A 24,667-nucleotide genomic window follows, 5' to 3' on the forward strand; every position below is an offset into this window, starting at 1 on the left:
TGAAGTTTAACTGGCCTGGCGTGTTGCATAGTAATAATTTTTACGGGTAATCAGATGAATAATTTTACAGGAAAAAAACTTAGTCCTGCATTCTGGGTCCCTACACTTTATTTTGCCGAGGGACTTCCCTTTGTTGCGGTTGCAACGGTATCCGTGCTGATGTACAAGGATATGGGCCTTTCTGATTCTCAGATTGCTTTCTTTACAACGCTTATTGCGTGGCCCTGGACATTGAAACCGTTCTGGGGACCTTTGCTCGAGATGTTCAAGACAAAAAAGTATTTTGTTGTTGCCACGCAGTTCATAGGCGGTGTCGCATTTGGGCTCCTTGCCCTTACGCTGCCTTTATCCGGGTTCTTCAAGTATTCACTCGTCCTTTTTGCAATCATTGCTTTTAACTCGGCTACACACGACATTGCTGCCGACGGGCTTTATATAAATGTGCTTTCAGAAAAGCTGCAGTCCAAGTTTATTGGCTGGCAGGGGGCATTTTATAATATAGCCAAGGTATTCTCTCAGGGGGCACTGGTCTATATCGCAGGCAGGCTTGAAGTGAGCGCGGGAGTCACACAGGCATGGATGATTGTAATGGGCATCTTCGGACTTGTATTGTTAGGACTGAGCCTGTATCATATGAAAATGCTGCCAGCAGGTAACAAGGCGGCCAGGGTTCAGAACTTAAATGAAGCTTTTTCAACTTTCTGGGATGTGGTCAAAACATTCTTTAAGAAGAAAAATATCTGGTGGGCAATTGCATTTATAGTTTTCTACAGGTTTGCCGAAGGTCAGGCAGTAAAGATTGTACCGCTTTTCCTGCGCTCAGCGCGCACGCAAGGAGGCCTGGGACTTAGCACTTCCGAAATAGGAATAATCTACGGCGTATTCGGTGCTGCGGCATTTGTGCTCGGTTCAATTCTGGCAGGTTACTTTACTGCGAAGCGCGGACTGAAAAAATCTTTGTTCATTCTGGCGTGCTTCTTTAATATTCCGTTTGCGGTATATGCATTTCTGGCCATCACAACTCCCACGGACTTTGCCATTATCAGCCTTGCCGTTGTCTTTGAGTATTTCGGCTACGGGTTTGGATTTGTTGGGCTTATTCTTTTTATGATGCAGCAGATTGCACCCGGCAAATATAAAATGGCGCATTATGCTTTTGCTACGGCTCTGATGAATCTGGGCTTTATGATCCCTTCAATGATAAGTGGACTTTTATCTGACTTTCTGGGTTACAAAAATTTCTTTATATGGGTTATTATTGCCACTATCCCATCGTTTCTGGTTACCTGGCTTGTACCGTTTACAGAACACATCGATGAAAAGGCGGAGAAGGAAGAAATGAAGGCTAGTATTAACGAATAAATTAATATCACAGACTGAATATATTTCAGGAGATTTTCAGATGAATTACGGCTATTTTGATGACTTGAACAGGGAGTATGTAATAGAGCGCCCTGACGTTCCCGTTTCCTGGACGAACTACCTTGGAGTGGAGGATTTCTGCACGGTTATTTCGCACAATGCCGGCGGTTACTCTTTTTATAAATCACCCGAGCACCACAGGATTACGCGTTTCCGGCAGAACGGGATACCTCTGGACCGCCCCGGCCATTACGTCTATATTCGCGATGATGAAACAGGCGAGTACTGGTCAGTCTCCTGGCAGCCCGTGGGAAAAGACCTCTCAAAGGCAAAATATACAACGAGACACGGGCTTAGTTACTCCAGGTTTCAGTCGGATTATAACGGTATTGAATCTGAACAGCTCCTCTTTGTACCGCTTGGAGATGATGTGGAACTGTGGGATGTTAAAATAAAAAATAATGGAAATAATAGTAGAAAGCTGAGCGTTTTTACTTACCTTGAGTTCTCTTTTCACCATATTGAAATTGACAACCAGAACCTGCAGATGAGCCTTTATGCAAGCGGCTCAAATTATAAGGACGGCATCATTGAATACGATTTCTTCTATGAGCCGTGGACTTATCATTTCTTTGCTTCAAACTTTGATCCCGACGGCTTTGATGCCGTGCGCGACATTTTTATCGGGGACTACCATACGGAAACAAATCCTGCTGCTGTAGAAGAAGGCTTCTTAAGAAACTCCACCGAGCTTGGAAATAACCACTGCGCTTCGCTGCACAAAAAACTTACGCTTGAGCCTGGTGAAGAGACAAGGCTCATATTTATGCTTGGCGTTGGCTCAAGAGAAGAAAATGGGTATAAAATAAAGGAAAAGTATTCCGATTTTAATAATGTCGATAATGCTTTTCAAAAGTTAAAAGAATACTGGGATGGCAAACTCTCCATCTTCCAGGTCAGTACTCCTCACGCGGGGCTTAACACTATGATAAATATCTGGACGCTCTATCAGGCCGAGGTATGCGTCATTTGGTCGCGCTTTGCTTCATTTGTTGAGGTAGGCGGCCGCACCGGCCTGGGTTACCGCGATACATCGCAGGACGTAATGGGAGTTGTACATACCAACCCGGTAAAGACAAAAGAAAGAATTCTGCAGCTTTTGCGCGGCCATACCTCAATGGGCTATGGGCTTCATCTGTTTGACCCGAATGTCTTTGAGCCTGAGGAGGATAAGCTGCCCGGGGTTAAACTTCCTACCGTTGTACCAACACCAAGCCCGCAGGATATAATCCATGGCATCAAGGATGTATGTTCCGATGATGCCCTCTGGCTGGTGGCCTCAATCTGCGAGTGGATTGTGGAAACGGGTGACCTGGACTTCTTCGACTATGTTGTGCCTTTTGCAGACAAGGGTGAGGCAACGGTATATGAGCACCTCAAAAAGATACTCGACTTTTCTGCAGAGTACACGGGCAAAAACGGCATATGCCAGGGACTTCGTGCCGACTGGAATGACTGCCTTAATTTAGGCGGAGGCGAAAGCGCCATGGTATCATTTATGCATTACTGGGCCATAAATATATTTCTGGTTTCAGCTGAGAAACTGGGGCGTCAGGATGACGTTCAGAAATATACGGAGATGGCCGGGAAAGTTAAGGAAGCTTGCCAAAGGGAACTCTGGGACGGGGAGTGGTATTTAAGAGGATTTACAAAAAAAGGCATCAAAATCGGGACACATAAAACCGGGGAGGGCAAAATATTCCTCAACTCTCAAAGCTGGGCAGTCTATTCGGAAGTAGCAGATGCCGAAAGGGGAATGAAATGCATGGACTCTGTTGATAAATACCTTTCTTCCCAATATGGGCTTCACCTTGTTTGGCCGGCCTACTCAACGCCCGATGATGATATTGGATATATTACAAGAGTCTATAAAGGCATAAAAGAAAACGGCTCCATATTCAGCCACCCGAATCCCTGGGCCGTTATTGCAGAATGCAAACTGGGCCGCGGAAGCCGTGCAATGAAGTTCTATGACGCAATACTCCCTTATAACCAGAATGATATTATTGAGATCCGCCAGGCTGAACCTTACTCATACTGCCAGTTTATTATGGGGCGTGACCACACAGCCTTCGGACGTGCAAGGCACCCGTGGCTTACGGGAACAGCGGGATGGTTCTATACGGCAGTAACAAAATATATCCTCGGCATAAGGCCATCTTACTATGGGCTTGTAATTGACCCGTGCATACCAAAAGACTGGACGGGCTTCGAGGTAAAAAGGAAATGGCGCGGCGCACTTTATAACATAAAAGTCCTGAACCCCGATGGAGTTGAAAAGGGAGTTAAATGCATATCGGTAAATGGAGAGCCCATTGAAGGTCCGGTACCGGTTCAGGCTCCCGGAACAGAAAATGAAGTTGAAGTTACAATGGGTTAAAAACGAATTTGGGGCAGGTCCCCATGAAAACTCTTCCTGTGGTTAAGGGGATTAAACTGATGCTTCAAAAGAGGTTAAACTATAACCTTATTCCCGCTGTGAACTGGTATAAACGGCGGGAATAAAGTAAATAAAATGCAGAATTATTTATACGAATTTTTTATTATAGATACGGTCTCTTCGTGCGAGAGGCTGTAAGGATCAAGCGTGAAAAGTCCTCCCATCGTCTCCCTTGCATTCCGGGCAAGTGTTTCAATCTCAGACTCCTGAATGCCGTAGTCCGACATCTTAAGTTCGCTTACGCCGCAGCACTCCTGCATTTCCTTTAAGGCTTCAATAAACTTGCATGCGCCTTCTTCTTCGGTAAGCCCCTTGACGTTTCTTCCCATTGCTTCGGCCATCTGTGAGAGCCTGGCCGGGACGACCCTGGCAAAAAATGAGAAGTATGAAACCGACAGCATTATAAGCCCTGCCCCGTGCGGCAGTTCAGGATGAAAGGCGCTTAAAGCGTGCTCCATAGAATGTTCTGACGTGCAGCTGGAAGTTGACTCCACCATGCCGGAAAGTGTATTTGCAAGGGCCACATTTGTTCTGGCCTCCAGATCCAACCCATTTTTTACGGCCTGGGGCAGAAACCGGCTTAAAAGCCCAATGCTTTTAAGAGCGAAAATGTCGCTTATCGGGTTTGCTATTTTTGAAATATAGCCTTCGGCAGCATGAAAAAACGCGTCAAAACCCTGATATGCCGTTAAATGAGGAGGAACAGAGGTCATCAGTTCGGGATCTACAATTGAAAGACAGGGGAATGTATCGTTGTTTCCAAAGCCAATCTTTTCATTGCGCTCTTCGTGTGTAATCACAGTCCATGGATCTGCTTCAGTTCCGGTGCCTGCAGTAGTTGTAATAGCAACAATCGGGAGCGCACCCTGAAGGACCGCCTTGCCCTTGCCCGTTCCGGCGTGAATGTAATCCCAGTAGTCTCCCGGGTTTTTGGCCATTACGGCTATACTTTTTGACGAGTCAATTGCGCTTCCGCCTCCAAGCCCTATAACGAAGTCGCAGCCATTCTCCTTTGCCGCTTTAGCACCTTCCATTACATGGAGCCTTATCGGGTTCGGAAGTATTTTATCAAACACCACCGAATCGATCCCTTTCTTTTTAAGCAGCGTAATTACTCTGTCCAGGTAACCGTACTTCTTCATTGAAGTGCCGTTTGTAGTTACTATTAAGGCTTTCCTGCCCGGAAGTTTTTCTGTGGCAAGATTCTCAAGCTTGCCTGCGCCGAACAAAATTTTTGTCGGTATGTTATATTCAAAATTCATTTGTAGAAACTCCTTTAATTAAAAATAGCAGAGGATAGAAATTATCCGGGGGAAATTTACAAATTTTAAGGAGCAATCAGAAGAAGTTAAATGTGAAAGGATGATAAATAATTGAAAGTGCCATCAGAAATCAAATCCCGATGGCATTTCATTTGCGCTAAACTTAAAACTTCAGATGTACCATATACATCATTTTATAATGGTCCGACATTGAGGCAACGATTTTAGTCCTCAGGGGCAGCCCCTTCTTCATGTGCCTGAACATCGGGTACTCTTCTACAGATTCCAGCTTGATATTCCAGTCCTTAATTGCGCTGGAGTCCTGCAGCCCCCACTTCATAAATGCACTTTCATTGATGCCTACCCTCTGGAGGAGTTTTTCATTGGCAGTTTTGACACCAATTGGGGACGCCGCGTCAAAAATAAATTCGGCGCCAGGGAAAGCGCACGAAAGCTTGCTGAAAATATCTTTTACCTGGCTTTCATTAAAATAATACATCACGCCTGCTGCCATAAACAGGACTCCGTCACCGGCCTTAAGCTGCCTGAACCAGCTTTCATCAAGAAACGAGCAGGCTATAAACTTTCTTCTCGGGGTTTCGCCTATAAACTTACGCCTCAGCTCAATCACATCAGGCAGGTCCAGGTCGTACCACAAGAGGCTTCCGTTATCGACCCTGTCGAACGTTGTATCCAGTCCGCATCCTGCATTTACAATTGAAGCTTTAGGGTGTCTGGCAAGAAACTCCCTGATTGTCCTGTCTATATGAATGCTGCGGGCAATCCACTCAAACTGTGTGACGTCGTGGATTTTCCGGGCCATGTCAGAAAAATCATAATCCATCCTGCTGATGATCTCAAGTGCGGTTTCATCCTTCAGTAAGGGCTTTTCTTTCCTGGTTTCAACGGCTCGGCCCCATAAAGGAAGAAGCAGGGTCAGCTGCACACTGCCAAGCTCTACTGCTGTTTTCTCCGGCATGATCCCCTCCACGGTTTATTGTTCTTTTTTAATTTTCCTTTTATTATAGCCTTTGTCATCGTATGGCTGAAGCTTCTCAAGCCACATCTCTTCTAAGAACGCGATGTCTTTTGCGTAGTTATAATTAACTGGAGCATCTTTTTTTGGTTCAAGTACGTCCAGAATTTCGAAGGCCACGCCCTTTTCTCCCAGTTCATTCCAGGCTTCCTGAAGCTCTTTGATCTCGTGCAGCCCCCATTCCTTAAGAGCCACCATGTGCAGGTTTCTTTTAGCTTCCAGGTTCTTTCCGCTGCCAAGGAATATCTTGCCGTTTTTCAGATTCCTTAACTGGTAGACGCCCATGGTCGGGCGGTCCTTTTCTTTATAATCTCTGATAATTTCTTTTCTTTTTGAAGCATCCATTTTCTTCTCCGGTATTAATTGCGTCCTGACTGTATCCTTTTTTTTAGAAAGGAATTCCGGTGTGTCTGTTCCCGAATTATTCCTGAATCGGGGACTCACCCGGTAGCTTCCTCTTTCTCTATTCATCATCCCTTCATCAATAAAATAACGCCTTATGGAGCAGTAGTCTTCATTTACTTCTCCCAGCATCGAATCAACGTCCTTTTCAGGGTACGTCCTGCTCCTGTCAAAGAGCTTAACTATCTCCTCAAGAATTATGAGGCGCTTTTTGTGCTGGGATGGAATTCTTAAAAGCTTTCCTCCGCTGAAGTATGAGTCAATTACCTTCTTCCTGTATTCTTTCATTCTTTCATCCTGAACCGGCTTTTCCACATTCACGAATGAAATAATATCTTCTAATGTACTTGAAAATATATCTTTATTTATGTGAAATACGGCATAATACTGCTCTTTCTGTCTGCATACAAGTCCCGAAGCCTCTAGTTTCTTCATATGGAAGCTCACAGTCGATTCCGAAAGGTTCAGCCGTTTTGCAAGTTCTTCCAGGTACATCGGCTTTTCCACCAGTGAATTTACAATCAGGAGCCTCGATTCATCCCCGAGCGCCTTCATTATGCTTATGCTTTCCTTGATTTCCATTAAATATCCCGTCAATTTATTTTGATAAGTATCAAAGTAAAAATAAGAAATAATTTTCCTTATCGCAAATATAATTTGATGGTTGTCGAATTAAATTGTCTCCTATAACAAAAAAGCCCGGAAAAGCAGCTTCGAAGCTGTTTCCCGGGCATATCAGATGGCCTGTTACTTACAAAAGGCCGGTTAATGGAAGTCTTTTTTAAGAGTGCTTAGGCACTGATGAATTTTAGAATACTCCGAACTTCAACGTAATTCCGCCTGAAAAGTTGCTGAAATCAGAATCCTTTAAGCCATAGGTGTCAACGCCGTTAACAAAACGGTAGCTTACATTAAATCCTACTTTCATATATTTTGCAATATTCAATTCCCCGCTTACTCCGGGTTCGAGCACAAAAACTGCATCTGCGTTACTATCATCATTCCACTCGTCTGAGAGTAAATCGGTGTCATGGTTAGCTGAACGGTAAGAAACCCCGCCTGCGCCGATGAGCAATGAGACCGATGAGTGCAGAAGGCTATTGGGATTGAAATAATATTCCAGAACGCCGCCGCCGTAGCCGAAGTTAATATAAGGCTGTGAGCTGTAGTTAAATACCTTCTGGACGTCGCTGTTTGCCTTGATGTTGTTTGCAAGGCCGTATCCGCCGCCGCCGATCATGAACTGATGATTGATCAGCCAGCCGCCGTAGGCGCCTACAAGGACTCCAAAGTTATTTTTAACAGATGAGAACTTTACCTGAGGTCCGCCAAATCCGCCATTGTCCATTTCTCCTTCGAAAAATGATTTCCTCTGTGCAAATGTTGCAGAGGCAAGTAATAAAACGATAAGTAATGCCTTTTTCATTTTTAACTCCATTTATATTGTCATTAGTGTTTTGAAAACTTACATAGTAAATCTACTCTCTGGCCGGCAGCAGATAAATTGGCAAAAGACGGATTATTTTGTAGTCCATGGACTATAAAGACAGGGCTCTAAAAAGAGAAAGTATTTTGAAGAATTTTCCGTTTGTATTTGTTTTGCTTCGGTCTAAATCCTACTTTTGGGAAGTAATTTCAGTCAATTCAAAATAAATAATGGTGAAGTTAAGTGAATTATCAAACGGACCGCTCAATGAAAACGACTATCTGTCATCTTTTAATTGTGATCCTGCTTCTTGCCTCCTCCGGACTTTCTTACGGCTGCAAGAAAAAGGATAATGTGACCAGCCCGGCTTCGCAGGAGAACATAAACGTTCAATTCTGGCTTACTGATCCGGCGCAGAAAACCTATTTTACTGAACAGCAAAGTATTGCCACGGCTCCGGCTGTGGGCGGAATAAATACCATTACCGTAATTTCAGATAAAGCATATCAGGAGATGGATGGCTTCGGCTGTGCTTTAACAGGGGGAAGTGCATACCATATTTATAATATGCCTGCTGCTGAAAGAAAACAGCTTTTGACTGAACTGTTTGATTATAAGGATAAGAATATAGGCATAAGCTACTTAAGAATAAGCATCGGCGCCAGTGACCTCGATGCAAAGGTTTTTTCTTACGATGACCTTCCTGCAGGCGAAACTGACGCGAATATGAATAAATTCTCACTTGCTGAAGATGAGAAATACCTTATACCATTGCTAAAGGAAATTCTGGCAATAAATCCCGCCATAAAAATTCTTGCTTCACCATGGTCGGCACCCCTGTGGATGAAAACAACCGGCAAAAGCGTTGGCGGAAGCCTTAAGCCTGAATACTACGATGCTTACTCGAAATATTTCATCTCATACATTATGGGTATGAAAAATAAAGGCATTAACATAGATGCAATTACAGTGCAGAATGAGCCTCTGCATGGCGGGAATAACCCAAGCATGGTAATGCCCGCAACACAGCAGGCCGAATTTATAAGGACCAGTCTTGGACCCGCATTCAAGAGTGTTGGAATAAATACAAAGATTATTATTTATGACCACAATGCAGACCGTACCGATTACCCGATCTCTGTTCTGAACGATCCCGATGCAAAAAAATATATTGACGGCTCAGCTTTTCATCTTTATGGCGGCAGCATCAGTGACCTGAGCCTGGTGCATAATGCACATCCCGATAAAAACCTTTACTTCACCGAGCAGTGGGTGGGTGCCGGAAGCAGCTTTGCAGATAATCTTAAATTTCATATTAATGATTTGATAATCGGTGCTTCAAGAAACTGGTGCAAAACTGTTCTGGAGTGGAACCTGGCCTCAAATGCAAGCCTCACGCCTCATACCGCCGGCGGCTGCGATCAGTGCCTTGGCTCCATTACAATAGAAGGCAGCCAGGTGACACGTAACGTCGGCTATTACATTATGGCACATGCATCCAAATTTGTAAGACCCGGCTCAAAGAGAATTGAATCTAATATGCCGACTGACCTGCCGAATGTTGCTTTCCTGACGCCTGAGGGTAAAGTGGTTGTAATTGTTCTGAATAACGGGTCATCTGCAAAGGCATTTAATATGCAAGTGGGAGATAAGACAATAACTGCCTCACTGGCTTCCGGCGCGGCAGGAACGTTTGTCTGGTAAACAGTTCCCGGTAAAACAGTTTCCGGTAAACGGAATTTTCTAATTCAACTTGCTATAAAAAATCAAAACAGGTATTTTACTGAAAAAACAGCAATGATTGATAATATAAAAAATGAGGATCTGCGCCGGTTATTTGCGCTTTCTACAGAAATGTTTGCAGTAATCGGCTACGACGGGTACTTCAAAATCCTGAACCCTGCATGGGAGGCCTGTCTGGGCTACACTATTGAGGAGCTGCTTTCAAAACCCGTAACTGAATTCATTCATCCCGATGACCTTGAGGTGAAAGGTTTTGAAACAGACAGCATCAGCCCGGATGGCGAGGCGCCTTCTTTTATAAACCGCTACAAATGTAAAGACGGATCCTATAAATGGCTGCTCTGGATTGCAGAATCGTACTGCGAAGAAAAAATGGTCTTTGCAGCCGCACGAGATGTAACAAACTACAAGAAAATTGAAAAATCCCTTCGTGAAAGCGAGGCCCGTTACCGCCTTATTGTAGAGGGCAGCCAGGATATATTTTTTTATGAGTGCTCTGAAGACGGGAGAATCCGTTATATCTCTCCTTCTGTAAAGAACGTTACCGGGTACGACCCCAAGGAACTCGCGGGCAGAATGCTCAAAGAGTTTGAGGCGGATATCAGCACAGATACTGCACCGTCAAATGAATGCAATGGGGCGGATATACCTGAAAAGTCAAGCCGGGCAGCTGTTAACCGGACTATTAACCATAAAGACGGCAGGCGCATAATACTCGATATCACTGAGTCGGCCATAACAGATTCCAACGGCTCAAGGCAGCTGATTGGCTTTGCAAAGGATATAACTGAAAGAATTCTCTCCGAAAAATCACTCCAGGAAAGCCAGCGCCGTATGTCCACTCTGGTCAAAAACCTTCCGGGCATGGCATACCGGCTGAGAATGGACAGGGACTGGGTAATGGAGTATGTAAGCGAAGGCGCCTATGCACTTACCGGATACCATCCTGACGAACTTATAAGGAAATATAACGTTGCTATGGGAAGCGTTATCCATCACGACGACATTTATGAGGCTTTCGAAAAAATATATACTGCAGTCAACAATGGGGTTCCGTTTACAATATATTACAGAATAGTGACTGCTGAGGGAAAACTTAAGTGGGTCTGGGAGCAGGGGCAGGGTATTTACTCGCCCGACGGGCTGCTGGAGGCAATTGAGGGCTTTACTACAGATGTATCTTACTACAAAAATGCCGAAGAGGAGCAAAAGAGACTTAACCGAGCCCTTAAGGCTATTACACAGGTAAACCAGATAATAATTCGCGCAACCGATGAGCTTACTTTTCTTAATGATGTTCTGGATATCATATGCAACATAGAAGGCTACAGAATGGCCTGGGTGGGCTACCTTGAGAATGATGCCGAAAAACTGATCCGCCCTGCAGCCTGGAAGGGTTATGAGGACGGATACCTCAAGCACGTAAAACTTTCCTGGGGAAATAACTATTTCGGCCAGGGGCCTACAGGCATTGCAGTCAGAACTAAAAAGCCCGCCATGCTGCATAATATTGAGCGCGATCTGCCAAGTCCTCAGCTCAGGCAGACTTGCCTGGAGCGCGGCTATATGTGCATTTATGCCGCACCCCTAATGGAAAACCAGGTGCCATTTGGCGTCCTTGTGATCTATGGGGATAAGGCCGACCTGTTTAATTCAGAAGAAAAGTCACTGCTGGAACAGCTGGCAAACGATATATCATTCGGCATTTCAACACTCAGAGCGCGTGCGGCAAAGGAAAAGGCGGAAAAAGCCCAGCGCGAAAGCGAAAAGCGCTACCAGACACTAGTTGAATCCTCGCCGATAGGAATTGGTATACAGAGGGACTATAAGTGGGTTTACGTCAATCCTGCGGCAGTCAGGATTTACAACGCCCGGAAAGCTGAAGATATTCTGAACAAACCCGTTAACGCCGTAGACAACCTGTCGGAGCGTGAACGGGAAATAATTGTCGAAAGGACAAACAAAATCATTTCAGGCGCCATTCTTGAGCCTTATGAGTTTAAGACGGTATTTCCGGATGGAAGGGAAGTCTTTGTGCAGACGAACTCTGTGCCCATTGTTTACGAAGGGAAGCCTGCAATACTTACGCTTCTAAAAGAAGTTACACGTGAGAAAGTTGCAGAACGAAGCCTGCAGAACTCCAGGGAAGAGCTCCGCAGGCTTGCTGCACACCTGCAGGCTGCACGTGAGGAGGAACGCACATACATAGCACGCGAAATCCACGACGAACTGGGGCAGTATCTTACGGGGCTTAAAATGGATATATCATTCCTTGAGGATCTCGTTAACGATAACAGTGAACTCTCAAATAAAGAGCAGCTCCTGGATAAAATTGCATCAGCTTCCAGCCTGATTGATACAACGGTTAAATCAGTCCGCAAAATTGCAAGCGAACTAAGGCCTGTTATCCTGGACAGCATGGGGCTTGAAGCGGCCATAGAGTGGCTGGCCGATGACTTCCGGGCAAGAAGCGGAATTCCTTGCGAATGCTTCCTGACAGTCCCCGAAATCAAGCTCGGGCGCGATAAGTCGACTGCGGTATTCCGCATACTTCAGGAATCTCTTACAAACATAATGCGCCATGCAAATGCTACCAGGGTAACTGTATCTTTTATTGAGGAAGGATCAAACTATCTGATGGAAATAAAGGACAACGGTAAGGGTATTACCGAAGAGGACTTTAAAAAAGCTAAATCCTTTGGCCTGCTCGGTATGAAGGAACGCGCCTATCTCTTCGGCGGCACAACTGAATTTGAAAGTAAACCCGGAAAGGGGACAACTGTAAGCGTTCAGATACCCTTCAAATAAAATAATGTTCAATAAAGCGGAACTGCATTCATGATAAAACTTTTAATTGCCGATGACCATCCTGTAGTAAGAGAGGGATTAAAACAGATCGTCTCCCAGTCTAAGGATATTAACGTTGCCGGCGAGGCCCTGGACGGCAACGAGGTCCTTGAAAAGGTATCAGCCGAGGACTGGGACGTTGTAATGCTCGACTTTGAAATGCCCGGCCGAGACGGTTTCGATGTACTCAGGGAAATTCAGAGGATCAAGCCGGGGCTCCCGGTCCTCATGCTGAGCGTTCATCCCGAGGATCAGCTTGCCGTAAGGGCCCTTAAAATGGGAGCTGCGGGCTATATGAATAAGGTTGCGGCTCCAAAAGAACTGGTAAATGCCGTAAAAAAGATTTATGAAGGTGGCAAATACGTAAGCGCGGCACTTGCTGAAAAACTTGTGCGCGACCTGTCATCAAAATCTGATGATGAACCGCATAACCTGCTTTCCGACAGGGAATTCCAGACACTGCGTTTAATTGTATCAGGTAAGGATGTAGAGGAAATTGCAGATGAAATGTTTATCAGCGTAAAAACTGTCCGCACGTACCGCGACAGGATACTAGAAAAACTAAAACTTAAAAATAACGTGGAACTTACACATTACGCCTTAAAACATAAATTGCTGGATTAAAGGTAAAGACCTGCTCTTTACCTTTAAGAACGCTTTCCCATACCAACTCATCCAATTAAGGGAATAACTCCTATAGTCCCTGGACTACAAAATTATCCGCAAATTGCCAATTTTTACCCTTGCCCGCTCTCTGTAAATTTACTGGTGTAAGAAAAGAATTTACAGCTTTAAGGAACTTAAATGGATAAAATTAAGGCCGCTATTGCAGACGATTCAGAACTGATAAGACATCGCCTGGCGCAGAAACTGAAAAGAATTCCTGAAATTGAACTTGCCTGGCAGACAGGCGACGGCAGAGCGGCAGTCGAATGGTTTATGAGGAAAAGACCCGATATAATGATACTTGACGTGCAAATGCCTTCAATGACCGGGCTTGAGATTCTGCAGAATCTCAAGCCCGGCAAATCGGGTGAAACCGTTTTTATTGTACTTACAAATTACCCTGTTGAAGTGGTTAAAAGGAAGTGCCTTGAGGCTGGTGCAGATTACTTTTTCGATAAAACTACTGAATTTGAAAAGATCTTTGAAGTTATCAGATCGGTAAGCCAAAACAGGGCTGCTGAAAAATAATTCATGGGAAACAGGTAAAATGAGGGAAATTAAAATGAAGGCTATAACATATTCATTAAGAAACGGTGAGGAAAACTCTGATAAATATTATTCAGATATTGAACGTTTTACCGACAGCATTCTTCTGGAAGCCGAAAGGCAGTTTTTGCCCGTTGTAAAATCATATATGAAGTACCTCGAGAATAGCCGCATGGAAAAGCTCCGCTCAGTAAACGAGTATATGTATGAATTTCTTTCTCTCGGAGTATACTGGAGAACTTATGGCAGCGGGGCACAAAAGTTAAATCCTTTTGTGGGGCATTTGCTTGTTGGACTCTTTAACCTGCGCAGAAAATACAGGAGAGCCAAAAAATATATAGATTCTCTAAGAGGCGTCTTATTCACATTATTCCTCGTTCCGGAAGAAAGTTCTTTACCGCAGATTGACCTTTCAAAGCTGGAGAAACTACTGCTCTGGCTGGAGGCTACCGGGGAATTTAAAGAGGAAGTAAAGCGTTTCAAAATGTGGAAGGAGTATTTTGATTCCTCTGAAGAAGAAACAATAAATTATATGAAAGAAAATGCTGCCTTTGCAGATTGGTTTGAACTTAAAAGCGAAATAATGCTGGGATGCTACACTGGCAATGTTAAAAGTTTCCAGCAGAATCAGCTGGAAGGCCACAAATGGACTGAAGATTACATTTTCTGCCGCAGAAAAAAAGTTGAATATCACCTTGGAATGTTCGGCGCAGAGATCATGAACAGGGCCTTTCTAACCTGTTTCAGGAAGACGTCCGGTAAATCCGTCCTTCTGCCTGCCTGCATGAGGCTGCATAACGATGAAAAATGCAGGGCAAAGAAAAAATCGCTGGACCTTATCTGCACCGCCTGCAGTAAGGATTGCAGAATTAACCAGTATTCCAGACTGGGGAAAAAGTACGGCTTTGAAGTCCATATTATACCTCATTCATCAGACTTCACTTCATGGCTTAAAACGTGGGGCATGAATAAAAATACCGGTGTTGTTGGGGTAGCCTGCATATTGAACTTAATTACCGGCGGGCTTGAAATGAAGGGCCTTGATATTGCAGCTCAATGCGTGCTATTGGACTATTGCGGATGCAGGAACCACTGGCATAAAGAAGGGATAGAAACGGATATAAACGCCGACGAGCTTTTAAGAGTGCTTGAAATAGAAAAAGAAGAGCTTGCCCTCGCTGTCTGATGCCCACATGGGCTTCCGGCACAAGCGAGCGGCTTAAGTCAAATGTGGGGCCTGGCAGGCTCCTTGACAGTTCAAAATATTTTGTCATTGCTGTCGATGCCTTTTGTAACGGCGTCTCCTCTTCGCCTTCAAACAGCATCTCCAGCCTGGGATGTGGATCCCAGACGGTAAACAAAGCTGTTGCAGACTTTCTTGAGCAGTAGCAAGAGCAGAAAGGCAGTTTACAAAGTGAAGCAAGCAGTAGTGTTTGTGCTTATGAAATGGCATTCTAAAATTTGCCTGTCAAGGGCCATTGCACCTGGCAGGCAAATTCAACTTATATGAGGTTTGAAATTTTAATGGTGCACCAGCTCGTGCAGAATTCCCATCTGGCGCATAATTGTGGTAAGATCGGTATACGACTTCCAGCTTATTATCTTCCCATCCTGAATGGTAATTAAGTCACAGCATTTGAGATTAATATTCTTTCCGCTGGCAGGAAATTCTCCAAACTCGGGGAAAGGATATTTCCCGTCATTTTTTCCCTTTAATGCATATTCAACCGCTACTGTATCCTCGCAGCTTACAATTTTAGTAATGTCATATTTTACATCGGAAGAAATGCTCATTCGGAACTGCAGAAACTGTCTGAATCCTTCCGGGCCCTTGAAGATATTTTCTCTCGGGACAATAGTGGTTTGGGCGTCCTTGTCAAAGAACTTCATGGTGCCTTCGAAATCCTGGCGGTTAATCTTGTCGAAAATACCGCTGATCATTTCCTTGTTTTCCTGGGCCGTCATACTGCCTCCTTCAAAATGGTGAATAGTAACACTGATTTAATGCCCTGATGAAGCACAGGCTTAAACTAAAAGCTGCCTCATTACGGCACAGTCAATAAATTTAATTACCGGAAACTTGGAAATGCCATTATTTATCCATGGGGTAATGATTTGATTTGAATACAGGTGAGGGAACTTTTTTCAGAGGCTGCTGCTGTGAATTATCTCAGCCCCAAGCTGTCTTATTTCATTCATCTTTTCTTCTGATTCATTAAAGTCTATGGGCATTGAGGCGTCTTCAATAACTGCAATATTGAAACCTTCCCTGAGTGCATCTTTAACTGAATAATAAACGCAGTAGTCCCTGGCCAGGCCTGCCATATAGATTTTGTCTGTCTTCCTTCCTCTCAGGTAATCAGCAAGGCCGGTGGACTTTTTATGCCCGTTGTCATAAAATGCGCTGTAGCTGTCTATCTCGGGATCCATTCCCTTGCGGAAAATGGCTTCCACACGGTTCATGTTGAATTCTTCAGAAAAGGCCGCCCCTTTGGAGCCCTGTACGCAGTGATCGGGCCAGAGGACCTGATTAAGTCCGCCCAGTGTAATACGGTCGAAAGGAACTTTACCTTGATGGTTTGAAGCAAAGCTTTTATGATCCTTCGGATGCCAGTCCTGGGTTGCAACCACAAGGCCAAACTTCTCCTGCAGCCCGTTAATAAGAGGAATTATCCTGTCGCCGTCCTTAACGGCAAGCGAGCCGCCAGGCAGAAAATCGTTCTGTATATCTACAATCAAAAACACATTCATCTTTTTACCCAATTACTCACATGTTGCTTATACTTAAGATAAGAAATTTGAGCATAATATAATTAATGGGTTTTCTTCAGGCCTGAGGCTGCAACCGGTTATTCAGATGCCTGGCTGTAATTACTTCAAATAATGTGATTTTAAAATAAAAAAACACCTCGCATCTCATTATGAGATTTTTAGATTATTATTAATGGCTGTGTGATTAATTGTGGATACTATAATAAGTTAAGAAAGGCTGAGGATGAGATCTGTAATATGCCCTCTGTCGCCGGAACGGGTAAATGAATATTCCGTGAGAATTACCGGCTTTTTAGTAGCTGTCCTCTTAAGTACATATCTGGTTTCGGACAACGTTTATATCATCTGGTTCTTAATGGCGGATTTTTTTATCCGTACTTTTACTCCTCTTAAATACAGCCCTTTAAGCGGACTTGCCTCTGCTTTTACAAGGATATTAAGGCTGCCTGTAATAAAAATACCTAAAGCTCCAAAAATATTTGCCGCCCGACTGGGCTTCGTATTTACAGCTGTTATCACCCTGCTTTATTATTCGGGATTGACGGTAAGCAGTCATGTGCTGGCATTGGTTTTAATCTTATTTGCAATGCTTGAAGCAGCACTGAATATCTGTGTGGGCTGCCAGGTTTATACTTACATAATTCTGCCGTTTTATAAAAAGGAACTGGAGGCTGAGGATTAAAAAAGATCCTATAGTATATTATTGATGGCAGTAAAGAAAGAAAAATAACTGTCCGGCCTGGTAAAACTCCTGCTTTAGTTTCTGAGCCTTAATAATGTTTTCCAGCTGTCGGAAATGCCAGAGAGAATGTCACTTAGCCTTTCATCCTGCTTGTTGAGGCTTCTGGCCTCAGAAGTAAATGATCTGCCTTCGTGCGGCAGTTCACCGGTATTTCCTTTATCAATGTAACATGCCATCAGCCGGGAGAGGGCCGACATGACAATCCTGGAATAATACGGGCCTATCCACCAGATGTAGGGACCGGGATTGCAGTCCAGCAGGTAAAGTCTTCCTTCTGAACTGACAATAACGTCCCATGCGGAAAAGTGAAGTCCCAGTATCCTGTTTGCCCTGGCTATAAGCATCTCATGCTCATGGCTAAGTCTGACCTCTTCAAAGCCTCCCGGATCTGTACGGCTGTCAATGTCTTCAGAAAGAATCCTGAGTGCAAGTATAACGTTGTCTCCTGCGGTGTGAACCCTTATGGTTTTGCCTTTTACTTCTTCCTGAAAAAGGGCAGGGCAGTACTTGAGTTCATCTGTCACCAGATCCCCGGCAAGCCTTCTTGTTCCTCCGACGCCATAGCCCGCCTTTATAATAAGAGAATTTTCAGGTGAATGATGCCTGCTGAAAAACTCCAGGCTGTTTGTAGAGAATGTATAAGGGACAGGAAGCCCCTCTTTTTGAAGCATATTAAAAAACTGCGCCTTTGCATTGTGATGGAAGTATGCTTTGGGCGGGTTTACAATAAGAGCGCCCCTTCTTTCAAGAATGTTAATCAGGCCTGAGAATACCTTCTGCTTCAGCTCCTCTTTCAGGTACCGCGCCTGCCACATCCTGAATTCCATTTCGTTCATAAGGGGCGGAACAGCGGGCGGTACATCTGTACTTAGGCACCTTATATAAACCGCTTTTACTTCAGACAGGTCTTCCCCGTAAAATACTTCGTTGTCATTTAGGACAACCCTGTGCAATACTTCCTTCCCCTGATCCTTCAGAGGCAGGATGTATGGATTCATGCCCCTTGAAGTAAGTTCTTCAAAAAGAGTTACCGATTGAGGGTCACTGGCTTCCGGGGAAATTATCAGGCAGTCGGGCTTAAAATTATTCATTATAGCTCCTGATTTTGCTGAATCTCGAATAAATGCACGAGCATTCTTTTTAAGAATACGGTGTTTCTTTTCCCCTGAAGAACCTCTTTGCAGGGTATCTTTTTTTCAATGCCGCCTTTCTTTAACATAAGCTCAAGGAGTCTGGATACGGCATAATTCTGTGCATCCTGATCCATGTAGGAAATATTTGGGTCAAAAGAAATATCATAGAACCAGAATGTGCCCTCATCATCCAGAATTCCAAACACCTCGTAAAAGCCCGTTCCAAATTCCCTGTAAAGCTTTCTTCCTGTTTCCTCTAATTCCCCTTCCGGGATGCAGTATGTAAACTTTTCCAGCTCCTCATTAAAAGCCTTCCTTTCGGGTGGTGAAATTATGTTTACAAGTATCGGGCGGTCTTCAAAAAAACTGATCCTTAAGACATTTCCCCGCACCGGTTCATAAAGTAAATAGGGAATAGATGAGTGCCCCCCATTAAAGAGGTCATCCAGCTTACCATATGTAATTTCTCTTATGGGAGAATTGGAGTCGGGATACGACCATAAAACGCCGCCCAGGCTTTTATGCATTTCCTGTACTTTCAGGAGCGAATTGCTCAGGCACACCTTGGGAACCCTGAAGCCTCCGTCTTTTAACTTTAGCAGTACCTCATACCGGGACGTAAGGTTTATTGAAGGAATAAAGTCATTGACCAGCGTATATTCATCTTTCTTACAGGACAGAATATAAAGCAGGCTGTAAAGCTGGCTTTTTAACTGCTGCTGAGATAAATGAAAATCCTGAAAATATGTCCAGTCTGTAAACGCCTTCTCTTCCGGCAGAAAGGGAAACTGATAATAGACACCCGAAAGAAAAAATACTGACTTGCTCTCCGGCCTGAGGCCGTTTATAAGAAGCTCTTCAGGAGAAATGGAGACGGAAAATTGGGGATCATCCGTGTCAATCTTTGTATAGTCAACCCCGTTCTTCCTGGCAGCACTTGCCATTAGACTAAGCTGAGGATTATCTTTTTTACCTATTAAGTAAAGCATGATCCTCCTTTGCCGTACTTTCAGCTTTATTTATCAGGTCAAGCACAACCGCAGGCTTGATTCCCAGGTACTGAAAAAACTGAAAGAGCAGATCTATCTGGCTGTCATAAATGTTAAGTATGGCTATTGTTTCAGAAAGCCCTGTTTTTTTGTACTCGCTGAAATCAAAACGGGAAATGCGCTGAATGCGGTAGAGCTCTTCACCTTCCTTTTTTATACTCTCTGCATACGACAGATTATTGCGTGCAGAATTAAGACTGATGTGAGATGATTTAAGCCTGAATAAAAAATCGTTTACCTGCAGGTTTATGTTTTCTTTTGTCCTTTTAAGGTTCTGCTCCTGCTGTTCATAATCTTCAATTGCAAGCTCCCTTTGGATCTCTGCGGGTGAAGAAAAGAGACTGAACCTGTAGTTCAGGCCTACATTCCATGCAATGCCGTCGGGTTTCCGGAAAAGGCCGCCCAGAGAATTAGGTATGGTGGAATATCCGAGCTCATCAGATTCAAAAACTGCCATGTTTCCTGTAATTGAAAGGTCAGGCTTGTGCTGGTTTAGCGAATAGCTTAGATTCACCTTTGCCTGATCAAGCGACTTCTGAGAAAGTTCGATCTCGGGGTGATTGTAGACGAGTTTATTGGAATCGTCATTTAAGTAGCTGTCCATTAAAAACTTTTCAAAGGTTTCGAGGTATACTTGTATTGAATCCAGGGCAGGAATAAACAGGCTCATATCCTGCGAGCCGGCAGCTTTAACCGGGTTTAGCTTTGCTGAAAAAGATATATAGTCAAAGAGCATTGCGTCTTTATCTGAAAGCATCTGGCGGTACTCTTTTTCAATCCGCAGGCGGTCGTAGACCGAGATGAGGCTTTTGGAAGTAAGTACCTGTTGATCCTTCAGCTGGACATCTGTAAGTGCAATAAGTTCATTGGTCAGTTTAAGCTTGCTCCAGAGAAAGTATATCTTGAAGTAATTTTTGATGGTTTCATATGATATGCTGTTTTGGGCAAGAAGGGAGTTTGTCTTTGCGATATCAATGTTTATCCTTGTGATCTTTTTATCTGCCTCAACCTGTGAGCCATCGCGTCCGGCATTCTTAAACAAGGGGAGCTCAAAACTGTTGGATAAAACAGCGCTCCACGGGTATCCGTATGCCCTGGGAAGCACCCTGTTCTTTAATGAGAGATTAAGTGCGTTAATGGACAAACCATATGAAGTTTTGTAATTAAGACCCATGCTGTATGACTGAAGGAAATCCCTGTAATCAGTACTTGCATGGAGCTCAATTTCCCTTTCCTCCCACCTTAAAGGCTGTGGAATCCACATAACTCCACGGCCACCATTAGGAAGCCTGTAGTCGGATTTGATAGGGTTTTTGTTATCCCATTCTACAGGGACCCTTGCATTAACGTCAACCAGCCTGTCATATGACCGGTAGCCCTGGACTCCCGCAGACAAATTAAAATATGGCTTATACGCCTCATCGGAGAGTGAAAGCTGCAGGTCGTACTTACGGACCTGGTTTTTAAGTGAACTGATCTCGTAAGAATTACTTACCTGGTAGCGTATTACTTCCCCCAAATCCCGCAGCTTCAGTGTGTCAAATACGGCTGAACGGCCTGGAAAGATCCTGTCGAAATTTTCAAGTACATCGCTTTCCGTCTGTGCATTAGCTGCAGAGGCGGCAGTTACGGCAATTATAAACAGTATTCTAGTGCAGAACTTCAGCATAGTCTCCCGATGAAATTTTATTTTTATTCTGTTCCGTTATTTGTACAGTTATCAGGCCGCCATTATCCGAGAGCACTTTTCCTTTTCCTGCAGTTACAAGCTCCTGTTCACCAAGAAAATTAGACTTTGTATTCCTGACCTTTACAAATCTTACTTCCTTACCTGCTTCAACTATAATACTTGCGGGCATTCTAAGCTGTGCCGTTCCGTTTTCAACCTTTACAACCGTCATGTATAACGGAACGTGCATTGTAACTTCAAAAGTAAGGCGGAATAAGTTTGGAGGATAACTTCTAGCCGAAATGCGGTTAGTAAAAAGATGCTGTTTTCTTCCGGAGTTTTCCCTGACGCACGTGAAGGTGTAATCGTTAACGCCTTTCCTCTGGTTTACCTGGCAGTAAAGTGCAACTTTGCTGAGGCTGCCAATAGCATTCTGCGAAAGCCTCAGGTTATCCACATCAACAACCTCGTAGCCTCGCTTTGTAAGGTTTGAAATGAGCTCACTTTTAAGCCTGTTACGGTCGAGATTCCCGTATACCTTAAGAGGCATGAGGAATATTTTATTGACCTTGGAAAGTGTTTCTGAGTTAAATCCCTGGAACATGCTTCTGAGCTTATTCTGGTCAACCGCCGACCAGTCGCCATAAGGATGCATTGTAAAGGAACTTGATGAAAAAATGACCGTAGGATCAGCCGTCCTGAGAATCGACTGTATATTTGAAATTATATCCTGCGAAACATTATCCCTGCACCACATGAGAGATAAGGGCTCGGTCCCTACGGAAAAGTTTTCAATAAGATTTACATTCGGGTTTGCATATTTATAGTAATATGCCACCTCTTCGGTTACAAAGGCCACGTCACTTTTCCCGCGGACTACAGAGTCTATGGCGCTGAAGGACATATCGGCGTAGCGGAGCTTTGAAAAATAAGTCTCGGGTTCTATGCCGCTTTTGTAAAGTGAAAGAAACGGGGCAAGATAAGCATTCTTTGAGAAAGCGGCTCTGGCGCCCCGGGTGCTGAAAATATCCTTATAGCTCCTGTTTGTAGACACAGCTACAATGTTGACGTAGTTCTTCTTGCTCCAGGTTCTTATTAGTATTGGGCGGCCCGTACCAGAAGAATATAAACGGTCCGAAATTATGTTGTTGAAAACTGCAAGCCCTACTGTTCCGTTATTGTAAGCCTCATAAAGATCCTCTTCATTATTGTAAACCTTGAGCTGGAACTTAACACCGCAGTTTTGTTCCAGGAACTGCAGCACAGGCTTCCACTCGGCTGACATGGTGGTATTCCCAACAGGCAGAACGGCCGTACTGCTGACGCCTATTACAACGTTGTTCACGCCTGAAACCCCATCCAGGGAATTGTTGCCGATCATGGTGAGCTTTGGAAACTGCGCCTGGAGGTCCTCCAGCAGGCCTGAGCGTTCAAGAGCATCGGTGGATTTTGTATATATGGAATACTTATCCCAGAACTTCTTCCATGCAAAGGCTTTCGGATAAAGATTGTTGAATATGTATTTTACAGTGCTGTACATGCCGGGAAACTTTTCCTTCAGCACAATGTCATTGGCACGCAGAATGTTTGTTATATTGCCTCCATACTTAAATAAGGAGTCAATCTTCCAGGATTCCGGAGCAACCGTGGCGGCCTCAGGCGGAAGGGGATATTCATTGTAAAATCTAACAAACGGAACAATTTCCCTGAACAGATCAACAAGAAAGAGCATGCCGGGGTTATTCTGCTTAACTATTCTGAAGTCATCCTCGCTCATAGACACTTCACTTACGTCGCCGTAAGTGCTGAACTCAATCTCAAGATTTATTACATTCTTTCTTACAACGAGCTCGCCATAATTCTTTTTTAATTCGGACCTCGACGGATACTTTTCCACTGCCGCTCTGAAAGCTTCTATCAGGTCATCGGTTTTTGTTAGCAGTGTGTCGATCTCTTCCATAGTAGTGAAATTCTTGTCGGAGTATTTCAGGTAACTGTCGAATTCCGCCGTGAGTTTGTTTACGTACAGATTCTCCTGCCGGACGCTCCTGACGTAGAGGACTGAAAGAAGCAGGACAGAAAGAAATACGAATAAAGTTAGGCCAAGCATTGTCTTCTTTTTCTTAGAAAGTCTGAATGCGTTAACGGGCTCTTCTATTGGTGCTTCTTCTTTTGGAGTCTCTTCCTGTTCCAGGAAAAGCTTTATCCCTTCTTCATCTGTAATTTTATATTTGTTCAATTGTTTCTCTCCTTAAATGAGGAAGGATGTATATTGTACTTTGTGCAAAGCTGGTAAATCCTTGAGGCTGACAATCCCGTGGATTTTGCCACTAACTTAATTTCACCCCTGTGTTCAATCATCATTTTTATCAGGTTATCCCGGAATGGAGCTTTATCAGAGCCTTCAGCAGCCTCTCCAGCAAGCGGTGAATTTACAGGCAAAGGATTGTTCATTTCCCTAAATCTCATCTGATAGCTTTCCGTCAGGTGCTCTATTGAAGCTGCGCTGCCCTCGGGAGTCAAGGCAATAATGAGCTTTGCCATATTTTCAAGCTCCCTGATGTTGCCGGGATATTCGTACTTTGTGAAAAGAAATTCTTTAAGCTCCAGGCTTAATTCCGGAACCGGGAGTTTTAATTCCACGGATGTATTTTTGAGAAAGTAATCCAAAAGCAGCGGTATCTCATCTTTCCTTTCCCTGAGGGGCGGCATGCAGATTTCACATACAGACAGCCTGTAGTAAAGATCCTCCCTGAACTTTCCTTCCGAGATAAGAGCCCCTAAGTTTTTGTTTGTTGCGGCAATTACACGCACATTGACGTTGACAGTTTTGTCAAAGCCGATTTTCTGAATCTCTCCAAACTGGAGCACGCGCAAAAGCTTTACCTGCGTGCTTTCATTTAGCTCGCCGATTTCATCAAGAAAAATTGTGCCCCCGTCGGCTTCTTCAAACTTTCCCGGCCTTAAGACTGCTGCGCCGGTAAATGAGCCTTTCTGGTATCCGAAAAGTTCTGCTTCAATCAGCTGCTCCGGTATGGCTCCGCAGTTTACAGGAAGAAACTTTTCCCTTCTGCTTAACTGGTGAATTACCTTTGCAAATACTTCCTTGCCCGTTCCTGTTTCACCCGTAATTAAAATGGGGTAGCCCGTTTTTGCAAAACGCACGGCCGTAGTTAAAAGCTTAATTATTTTTGGGTTTCTTCCGATGAAGTTCGGAAATTCAACCTCCGGGATCTCTTTGGTATCCGTAAAAAACACATTATTCAGCGGTGAAAACGCTACAATCTGCCCGCGCAGCAGATCCAGTTCTGTCAGCATCGACCGCCTTTCACCTTCCAGCAGGCGGCTGTTTGCTATTACCTGCCCCCGCAGAACCTCAACGTGAAGCAGCATGTTGCTTATCCTGTTCCCGGAATTGTAGAATGTTGCAGTTACTTTGGGCTGCGTGCCTTTATTATCTTCAAGAGGAAGAATTTTCAGTTTAGTGTTTTTCATATTCTATTTTTTGGCCT

20 protein-coding genes are annotated in these 24,667 nt (G+C 44.1%); 9 read left to right on the plus strand and 11 right to left on the minus strand.

The genetic code is table 11. The annotated features are described in order from the left end of the window. The first annotated feature begins 54 nt into the window (after window positions 1–54). Together HF312_04530 and HF312_04535 are read left to right on the plus strand one after the other, a co-directional pair. Entirely contained in the window at window positions 55–1,362 is a 1,308-nt protein-coding gene (locus tag HF312_04530) for an AmpG family muropeptide MFS transporter (protein ID MCU7519458.1), read from the plus strand. 40 nt (window positions 1,363–1,402) lie between these two features. Continuing rightward, entirely contained in the window at window positions 1,403–3,802 is a 2,400-nt protein-coding gene (locus HF312_04535) for a N,N'-diacetylchitobiose phosphorylase (GenBank protein MCU7519459.1), read from the plus strand. A 143-nt stretch (window positions 3,803–3,945) separates the two neighbouring features. Here the strand turns inward: HF312_04535 and HF312_04540 are convergent, their stop codons facing one another. From HF312_04540 to HF312_04555, 4 genes are all read right to left on the minus strand, one after another. Further along, a complete protein-coding gene (locus HF312_04540; GenBank protein ID MCU7519460.1) occupies window positions 3,946–5,124 on the minus strand; it encodes an iron-containing alcohol dehydrogenase in 1,179 nt (392 codons plus the stop codon). A gap of 163 nt (window positions 5,125–5,287) precedes the next feature. Continuing rightward, window positions 5,288–6,103 carry a class I SAM-dependent methyltransferase gene (locus tag HF312_04545; GenBank protein ID MCU7519461.1) on the minus strand — a complete coding sequence of 272 codons (816 nt, stop codon included), beginning with the start codon at window positions 6,101–6,103 and terminating at the stop codon, window positions 5,288–5,290. A 15-nt stretch (window positions 6,104–6,118) separates the two neighbouring features. Beyond that, window positions 6,119–7,144, minus strand: coding sequence for a DUF2087 domain-containing protein (locus HF312_04550; GenBank protein MCU7519462.1), 1,026 nt, complete (start codon window positions 7,142–7,144; stop codon window positions 6,119–6,121). Window positions 7,145–7,370: 226 nt separating this feature from the next. Beyond that, window positions 7,371–7,988: a hypothetical protein gene (locus HF312_04555; protein MCU7519463.1), complete on the minus strand. Its 618-nt coding sequence runs from the start codon at window positions 7,986–7,988 to the stop codon at window positions 7,371–7,373. 267 nt (window positions 7,989–8,255) lie between these two features. Between HF312_04555 and HF312_04560 the strand changes: the two genes are divergently transcribed. The 6 genes from HF312_04560 (at window position 8,256) to HF312_04585 (ending at window position 15,179) form a co-directional block, all read left to right on the plus strand. After that, window positions 8,256–9,692, plus strand: a complete 1,437-nt coding sequence (locus tag HF312_04560; GenBank protein MCU7519464.1) for a glucosylceramidase — start codon at window positions 8,256–8,258, stop codon at window positions 9,690–9,692. Window positions 9,693–9,785: 93 nt separating this feature from the next. Further along, window positions 9,786–12,539: a PAS domain S-box protein gene (locus tag HF312_04565; protein ID MCU7519465.1), complete on the plus strand. Its 2,754-nt coding sequence runs from the start codon at window positions 9,786–9,788 to the stop codon at window positions 12,537–12,539. Window positions 12,540–12,569: 30 nt separating this feature from the next. Continuing rightward, window positions 12,570–13,202, plus strand: coding sequence for a response regulator transcription factor (locus HF312_04570; GenBank protein MCU7519466.1), 633 nt, complete (start codon window positions 12,570–12,572; stop codon window positions 13,200–13,202). 180 nt (window positions 13,203–13,382) lie between these two features. After that, the gene (locus HF312_04575) at window positions 13,383–13,772 is read left to right on the plus strand and encodes a response regulator (GenBank protein MCU7519467.1); all 390 of its coding nucleotides are present in this window, start codon (window positions 13,383–13,385) and stop codon (window positions 13,770–13,772) included. A 34-nt stretch (window positions 13,773–13,806) separates the two neighbouring features. After that, window positions 13,807–14,976: a DUF116 domain-containing protein gene (locus HF312_04580; GenBank protein MCU7519468.1), complete on the plus strand. Its 1,170-nt coding sequence runs from the start codon at window positions 13,807–13,809 to the stop codon at window positions 14,974–14,976. Further along, window positions 14,976–15,179: a hypothetical protein gene (locus HF312_04585; protein ID MCU7519469.1), complete on the plus strand. Its 204-nt coding sequence runs from the start codon at window positions 14,976–14,978 to the stop codon at window positions 15,177–15,179. Before HF312_04580 ends, HF312_04585 begins: the two co-directional genes overlap by 1 nt. Window positions 15,180–15,311: 132 nt before the next feature. Here the strand turns inward: HF312_04585 and HF312_04590 are convergent, their stop codons facing one another. Then, a complete protein-coding gene (locus tag HF312_04590) occupies window positions 15,312–15,755 on the minus strand; it encodes an ester cyclase (GenBank protein ID MCU7519470.1) in 444 nt (147 codons plus the stop codon). A gap of 180 nt (window positions 15,756–15,935) precedes the next feature. Next, the gene (gene pncA / locus HF312_04595; protein MCU7519471.1) at window positions 15,936–16,541 is read right to left on the minus strand and encodes a bifunctional nicotinamidase/pyrazinamidase; all 606 of its coding nucleotides are present in this window, start codon (window positions 16,539–16,541) and stop codon (window positions 15,936–15,938) included. Window positions 16,542–16,785: 244 nt separating this feature from the next. Here pncA and HF312_04600 point away from each other — a divergent pair, with 244 nt between their 5' ends. Further along, a complete protein-coding gene (locus HF312_04600; GenBank protein ID MCU7519472.1) occupies window positions 16,786–17,244 on the plus strand; it encodes a DUF4395 domain-containing protein in 459 nt (152 codons plus the stop codon). Between the two features lie 74 nt (window positions 17,245–17,318). On the opposite strand, the gene HF312_04605 is transcribed toward HF312_04600, so the two are convergent. The 5 genes from HF312_04605 to HF312_04625 are packed head-to-tail and all read right to left on the minus strand — an operon-like array spanning window position 17,319 to window position 24,650. Next, complete coding sequence (locus tag HF312_04605) at window positions 17,319–18,395, minus strand: hypothetical protein (GenBank protein MCU7519473.1); 1,077 nt, start codon at window positions 18,393–18,395, stop codon at window positions 17,319–17,321. After that, on the minus strand, window positions 18,395–19,426 hold the full coding sequence (locus tag HF312_04610) for a hypothetical protein (GenBank protein ID MCU7519474.1): 1,032 nt from the start codon (window positions 19,424–19,426) through the stop codon (window positions 18,395–18,397). Before HF312_04610 ends, HF312_04605 begins: the two co-directional genes overlap by 1 nt. Next, entirely contained in the window at window positions 19,407–21,155 is a 1,749-nt protein-coding gene (locus tag HF312_04615) for a TolC family protein (protein ID MCU7519475.1), read from the minus strand. Before HF312_04615 ends, HF312_04610 begins: the two co-directional genes overlap by 20 nt. Next, entirely contained in the window at window positions 21,136–23,394 is a 2,259-nt protein-coding gene (locus HF312_04620; protein MCU7519476.1) for a phosphate/phosphite/phosphonate ABC transporter substrate-binding protein, read from the minus strand. The genes HF312_04615 and HF312_04620 overlap by 20 nt, the downstream gene beginning before the upstream one ends. Further along, entirely contained in the window at window positions 23,391–24,650 is a 1,260-nt protein-coding gene (locus HF312_04625) for a sigma-54-dependent Fis family transcriptional regulator (protein MCU7519477.1), read from the minus strand. The genes HF312_04620 and HF312_04625 overlap by 4 nt, the downstream gene beginning before the upstream one ends. Window positions 24,651–24,667 lie beyond the last annotated feature (17 nt).

It is taken from the genome of Ignavibacteria bacterium (genome assembly GCA_025612375.1).
In the GTDB taxonomy this organism is placed as follows: domain Bacteria; phylum Bacteroidota; class Ignavibacteria; order Ignavibacteriales; family SURF-24; genus JAAXKN01.